Origin of the sequence: uncultured Limnohabitans sp. (assembly GCF_937889215.1) — a bacterium.
GTDB lineage: Bacteria > Pseudomonadota > Gammaproteobacteria > Burkholderiales > Burkholderiaceae_C > Limnohabitans_A.
The window spans coordinates 1-5,956 of the sequence record NZ_CALBEX010000310.1; the positions used below are offsets into that span (position 1 = coordinate 1).

Annotated in this window: 6 protein-coding genes; 2 read left to right on the plus strand and 4 right to left on the minus strand. The window is 61.2% G+C overall.

What is annotated here, in order from left to right; translation table 11 throughout:
* The 4 genes from Q0341_RS07940 to Q0341_RS07955 form a co-directional block, all read right to left on the minus strand.
* Positions 1-1,505, minus strand: a 1,505-nt coding sequence (locus Q0341_RS07940; protein WP_299511867.1) for a TonB-dependent receptor, incomplete at its 3' end; no start/stop codon positions are given.
* 68 nt (positions 1,506-1,573) lie between these two features.
* On the minus strand, positions 1,574-3,028 hold the full coding sequence (locus Q0341_RS07945; protein WP_299511869.1) for a DEAD/DEAH box helicase: 1,455 nt from the start codon (positions 3,026-3,028) through the stop codon (positions 1,574-1,576).
* 83 nt (positions 3,029-3,111) lie between these two features.
* On the minus strand, positions 3,112-3,414 hold the full coding sequence (locus tag Q0341_RS07950; protein WP_299511871.1) for a hypothetical protein: 303 nt from the start codon (positions 3,412-3,414) through the stop codon (positions 3,112-3,114).
* Positions 3,415-3,499: 85 nt separating this feature from the next.
* Positions 3,500-4,810: a TIGR03862 family flavoprotein gene (locus tag Q0341_RS07955; RefSeq protein WP_299511873.1), complete on the minus strand. Its 1,311-nt coding sequence runs from the start codon at positions 4,808-4,810 to the stop codon at positions 3,500-3,502.
* Between the two features lie 104 nt (positions 4,811-4,914).
* On the opposite strand from Q0341_RS07955, the gene trxA reads away from it, so the two are divergent.
* Together trxA and Q0341_RS07965 are read left to right on the plus strand one after the other, a co-directional pair.
* Positions 4,915-5,247 (plus strand): thioredoxin TrxA, encoded by a 333-nt coding sequence (trxA, locus tag Q0341_RS07960; protein WP_299511875.1) that lies wholly within the window; start codon positions 4,915-4,917, stop codon positions 5,245-5,247.
* A 245-nt stretch (positions 5,248-5,492) separates the two neighbouring features.
* A partial coding sequence (locus tag Q0341_RS07965) for a Rho termination factor N-terminal domain-containing protein (protein WP_299511877.1) occupies positions 5,493-5,956 on the plus strand: 464 nt, incomplete at its 3' end.

Sequence of the window (5,956 nt, forward strand, 5' to 3'; positions counted from 1 at the left end):
CTAGGTTGTAGAGCGAGGGGGGTTTTGTAGCTGCGCGTGAGGCTCATGCGCACTTGGTCGCGCTTGGCCGGGTCGGGCTTCCACAGCGCGTGCAGCAAGGGGGTCCAAACCGAACTGGTGTTCGACTTGAGTCCCAAGTCACTGCTGCCCTCGGTCAAGATGGACTCGTAACGCAGGCCGGTGTAGGCGGACCAATGTGCATTGATCTTGAACTCGTCTTGTGCGTATGCGGCCCAGCGAAGCGTGCGGGCCTGCAGGTCGCCCGAATCTGCGTCAATGGCGGCGTTGCCCTGCTCTTGACGGCGCACCCCCTCCAACTCCAAACCACTGACAAATTGGTGCCCGCTGTCGGTGGCGCGTGTCCACTTGCCACTCAGGCTGCCCGAGCGGTCCACAAAATTTTGGGTTTCGAATCCATTGAACAGCAACACATCGGCCGCCCCGGTTTGGTCCATGCGGTAGTTGTAGCGCGACTGCCCCAAGCCAAAACGCAGCTCCAAGCGGTCATCGGCCGACAAGCGTTGAGCCCACTGGCCATTCATACGGGCCATGTCGTAACGGCTCGCGTTCAAGGTCTGGGCCGTGTTGGCCCGCATACCGCCTTCGGTCTCCTGGACCTGCACGCGGCCCAGGCTTTGGTAATCGGAATACACCACAAAAGGCGAGAGGGTAAGCGTGCGGCCCTGCTCGCCTTTCCACTGCAGGCGGGCGTTGGCATGCAAGGCTTTGCGGTGGCCCACCGACTCGTCGAAGCGGATGCGGTCATCGCTGGCATCGGAAGTGACCACCGACGTGTTTTCGTCCGGCCGGTGCTGGTCCATCAGCGACAGCGTCACCGTGCCCGCCAAGGGCTGGGTTTGGAGGTTGTGTACCCAACTGAGCTGGGTGGCAGCTTCGCCGTGTTCCTGGCTTCGGGTGACTTTCAGGTCATCGGGGTTGGCCTTTTGCCCTTCGCGCAGCACGATGTTGATGGTGCCTGCAATCGCTCGCGCTCCGGTTTCGGCTGTTGGGGCTCGCAGGATTTCGATTTTTTCAACCTGCTGGGGCGTGAGCGAGTCGATTGAAAAACCGGGGGGCACCCGCTCGCCATCGAGCAGGATCTGGGTGTAGCCACCGCCCAAACCGCGCATCCGGATAGCGCCACCTCGGCCCGGACTGCCTTGCACCGTGACACCGGGCAAGCGCTTGAGCACATCGCCCAAAGTGGCATCGCCTTGTTTTTCGATTTCTTCGCGACCAATCACGATCTTGGAGGCCGAAGACTCGCGCCGCGCCTCGGTGTCGTTGTTGCGGTTGCTGCGGATCTCGATTTGGCCCAAATCGGTCGGGGCGACGGCGGGCTTGGCCTGCGCGGGGTCGGTGGTGGTTGCAGGTGCTGCGACCGCTCCGGGTGCTGCCGGGCTTTGTGCCCAGCTCAGACCGGGCAAGACGAACAGGCCAAAGCCGGCCAGAACCAGGCCGTGGGTCAGGGGTGTAAGGGGGAACGAAAAACGGAATGGGCGCATGCGGGCATTTTGACAGTGCCCAGTGCATGGCGTGTGACGCCCCGGCAAATCCCGGGGCGGTGCGAGGATCAATCGCCTGTTTTGAACAAGGCCGCAACCTTGCGTTTGGGTTTGATGTTGGCCGAAATCGACGAACGACCCGTGGCGGGCACAGCGGCTTCCCAGCTGGGTGATGCGTCTGCAGCAGGGGCTTCGTAGGGTTTGGTGAAGAACGGGTCGCGGTTCACAGGCGCAGGACGGAAACCACCCCGACGCTCACGCGGTGTATCCAGGGCATCACGCGGGTCAAAGTCGTCGCGGCGGCGACCTTCGGAGGCGCGGCTGCGTGGACGGTCTTCTGCGCGCTCGCCCCATTTTTCGGGCGCTGGGCCTGCAGGCCGGGTGTCCAGCTGCAAGGTTTCCACCTCGAGCTTTTTCTTGATCAGCTTTTCAATGTCGGCCACCAAGCGGGTGTCAGATGGGCTGACCAAGGTCACGGCCAAGCCCGAAGCACCGGCACGACCCGTGCGGCCGATGCGGTGCACGTAGTCTTCGGCGTTGAAAGGCACATCGAAGTTGAACACGGCCGGCACATCTTTGATGTCCAGACCGCGAGCGGCCACGTCGGTACAGACCAGCAAATCGACTTCGCCTTTCTTGAAGGCTTCCAGGGCTTTCAGGCGCTCGTCTTGGCTCTTGTCGCCGTGCAAGGCGGCCGTGCGCAAACCTTCCCGCTCCAAAGAGCGGGCCAAGCGGCCGCAGCCGAGTTTGCTGTTCACAAAAATGAAGGCCTGCTTGATGCCCCGATCGTCCAGCACCTTGCGGATCACGCGGCGCTTGTCATCGTCTTGTGCGGCGTAAAAACGCTGCTCGACAGTGGACGCGGTTTCGTTGGGACGGGCCACCTCGATGGTGACCGGGTTTTGCAAGTAACTGCTGGCCAAGCGTTTGATCTCGGGCGAAAAGGTGGCCGAGAACAGCAGCGTGGTGCGTTGCTTGGGCAAGTAACTCAGGATGCGTTGCAGGTCGGGCAAAAAGCCAATGTCCAGCATGCGGTCGGCTTCGTCCAGCACCACATATTCCACCTGATTGAGCACCGCGTTTTTGGCTTCGATGTGGTCCAGCAAACGGCCTGGGGTGGCCACCAGCACTTCAACGCCTTGTTTCAGCTCCAGGGTCTGGGGCTTCATGTCCATGCCGCCAAACACCACTGCGCTGCGCAGCTGGGTGTACTTGGCGTACATCTTGATTTGTTGGGCAACCTGGTCGGCCAGCTCGCGCGTGGGCAACAGCACCAAGGCGCGCACCGGGTGACGGGCGGGCGAGGTGGAGGGGTTTTCGTGCTTGAGCAAGCGCTGCAGCAAAGGCAGCGAAAACGCCGCCGTTTTACCGGTGCCCGTCTGGGCCGCGCCCATCACGTCCTGGCCCGTCAACACCACCGGAATGGCTTGGGCCTGGATAGGGGTCATGGATTCGTAGCCCATTTCGGCTACGGCTCGTGCCAGCGTAGGGGCCAGCGATAAATTTGAAAAAGAGTCGGTCATTAACCGTCAATTGTCGCATTTTGGCCGCCGGGGTCCAAAAACACCCCAACTTGCACCACCAAAGAGACCCGCTGAAAGGCGGCTCAGGCCAAACGGTGGCGCAGCGAAGAAAAAGCACTTTTGGAGGATTTGCCACGAGCTTGGGCTTGGGCGGTGCTGGCGGCGGCAGCGGCCGGGCTGAGCATGCTGGAGACCAGCGCATCGGCTCGAACGTGGGCACCTTGGCGGCTGGGCTCGAACGCCAGTCGTGTGGTTTGGGCCATTTGGGCCACAAAGTTTTGGGGGTAGTCCCGAACGTTAAAACCCCTCAAAGCCATCACTTTCATGAAAGCATTGGCAGCTTCTTCAACGGCACGCTGGTATTCCTGGCTGGCTTCTGGCGACATGTCGACCTCTGTGTGTGGATAAACAAACTCACCCACCATTAACGCGGCACGTAGCGCGCAGGCCGACAAGAATTGTGTGAAATTGTCACAAATTCATCAAAATACCTTGCCCCGCCCGCTGGCCACTGGCCAGACAAGCGGTGAGCAAATACCCGCCTGTGGGGGCTTCCCAATCGAGCATTTCACCTGCGCAATACACGCCTGGACGCTGCGCCAGCATGAGTTCGGGGGTCAGGCCCTCCAAGGCCACGCCTCCGGCCGTGCTGATCGCCTCGGCCACCGGACGGGCGCTTTTGAGCGCCACCGGCAGATTTTTCAGGCCATGCGCCAAAGCCTCCGGCTGGGCCATGGTGTCGGCCGAACACAGCTCATGCAGCAGCCCCATCTTGACGCCGTCCAGCCCCAAGCGGCTTTTGAGGTGGCTCGACAAACTCCGGCTGCCCCGAGGCCAACGCACATCGGTCAGCACTTGTTCGGCGGTTTTGTCGGGCAACAAATCCAGCACCATGCGCGCCGCGCCGTGGCCAAGGTCGTCGCGCAACCAGGCCGATGCGGCGTACACCAAACTGCCCTCCACACCCGTGTCTGTGATGACAAATTCGCCTCTGCGGTCAAACCGGGCAACGCCCGAGGGCGACGCCCCTGGCGTAGCCTCGACGCGCAACGCCACCGACTTGAGTGGCTGGCCGGCAAAACGGCTGCGGAAATGCTCGGTCCAGCCTTGACCGGCCCGGCCCAAGACATCAAAGCCGCAATTGGCAGGCTTCAAAGGGGCGAGCGCGATGCCTTGTTCGGCCAACACGGGGGCCCACGCCCCATCAGAGCCCAGACGGGGCCAACTGGCACCGCCCAATGCCAACAAGGTGGCTCGGGCGTTGACCCGGGTCACACCCGCCGAACCCGTGGGCTCAAAAACCAAAGTGTCGCCCTGCCAACCCAACCAGCGGTGGCGCATGTGAAACTGCACGGGCACCCCGCTTGCAGGGTGACGCAAGCGGTGCAGCCAGGCGCGCAACAGGGGCGCTGCCTTCATTTCTTGAGGGAAAATCCGGCCCGATGAGCCCACAAAAGTCGTCACCCCCAGGGCTTGCGCCCATGCACACACGCCCTGCGCGTCCAACCCCGAAAGCCATTGGCTCACCTCAGGCTGACGCGCGCCAAAACGGCTGTTGAACAAACCCGACGGCTCGGAGTGGGTCAGGTTCAGCCCGCCCTTGCCGGCCAGCAAAAATTTACGCCCAACAGAAGGCATGGCATCAAACAAGTGGACCGAAACGCCGGCTTGCGACAGCACGTCGGCGGCCATCAAGCCGGCCGGTCCGCCGCCCACAATGGCGACGTCAACATGGAGAACAGGGGCATCGGCTAAAACCGAGGTGGGGCTGAGCAAAGTCATGGAATGGGGTCTAGGCAACGCCCGTGCGATAGGCGCAAGCGTTGGGTTTCTGTCAAAATAGACGCTACTTTAGACGTATCTTCAATGTTCACAAGGAAAAGGCCATGGCCAGCGATCTGATCAAACACACCACCGATGCCACTTTTGAAGCCGATGTGCTCCAGTCCAGCCAACCCGTGGTGGTCGACTTCTGGGCCGAATGGTGCGGTCCTTGCAAAATGATCGCCCCCATCTTGGACGAAGTGGCCGGCGCCTACGAAGGCAAGCTGCAAATTGCCAAGATGAACGTGGACGACAACCGCGACATTCCCGCCAAATTTGGCATTCGCGGCATCCCTACACTCATGATCTTCAAAGACGGCCAACTGGCGGCCACCAAAGTCGGCGCCATGAGCAAATCGCAACTGACGGCCTTCATCGACCAGCAATTGGCCTGATGGCAGCGGGTCGCCTGGGCGCACCGGGCAACCCACCCCCAACCGGACCTGCAGCGTCCGGTTGTTTCTTTTCTGGCACAACTTAAAACCTGTCATAATTTCCGACAGGCAACCCGAACAGGGATCAGCGCCCAGACTGCCGGAAGCCCCAGCCCCAACCCCGGGCGGCATCCGGTCCAGAACATTTCCACCCGGTTATCAGAAAGACGGTCCCCAGCGGTCCGCTTCGACACAGGCCCCATCCCATGCATTTGAACGAACTCAAGGCACTTCATGTGTCCGAACTCCTGAAGCAAGCCGACACGCTCGAAATCGAGAACACCGGTCGCATGCGCAAACAGGAGTTGATGTTTGCCATCATCAAAAAGCGCGCCAAAGCGGGCGAACAGGTGTTTGCCGACGGCGTCCTCGAAATCCTGCCCGACGGTTTTGGCTTCCTGCGCAGCCCCGACTCCAGCTACACGGCCAGCACCGACGACATCTACATCAGCCCCAGCCAGGTGCGCCGCTTTAACCTGCACACGGGCGACATGATCGAAGGCGAAGTGCGCATCCCCAAAGATGGCGAGCGCTACTTTGCCCTGACCAAGCTGGACCAAGTCAACGGCGATCTGCCTGAGAACAACAAACACAAAGTCATGTTTGAGAACTTGACGCCCCTGTTCCCCAAAGAGCAGATGCGCTTGGAACGCGACATAAAGGGTGAAGA

What these genes read in the sequence shown, in the direction of transcription:
- Q0341_RS07945 (WP_299511869.1), bottom strand. Translation starts at nt 3,028, where the DNA reads ATGACCGACTCTTTTTCAAATTTATCGCTGGCCCCTACGCTGGCACGA.
- Q0341_RS07950 (WP_299511871.1), bottom strand. Translation starts at nt 3,414, where the DNA reads ATGTCGCCAGAAGCCAGCCAGGAATACCAGCGTGCCGTTGAAGAAGCT.
- Q0341_RS07955 (WP_299511873.1), bottom strand. Translation starts at nt 4,810, where the DNA reads ATGACTTTGCTCAGCCCCACCTCGGTTTTAGCCGATGCCCCTGTTCTC.
- trxA (WP_299511875.1), top strand. Translation starts at nt 4,915, where the DNA reads ATGGCCAGCGATCTGATCAAACACACCACCGATGCCACTTTTGAAGCC.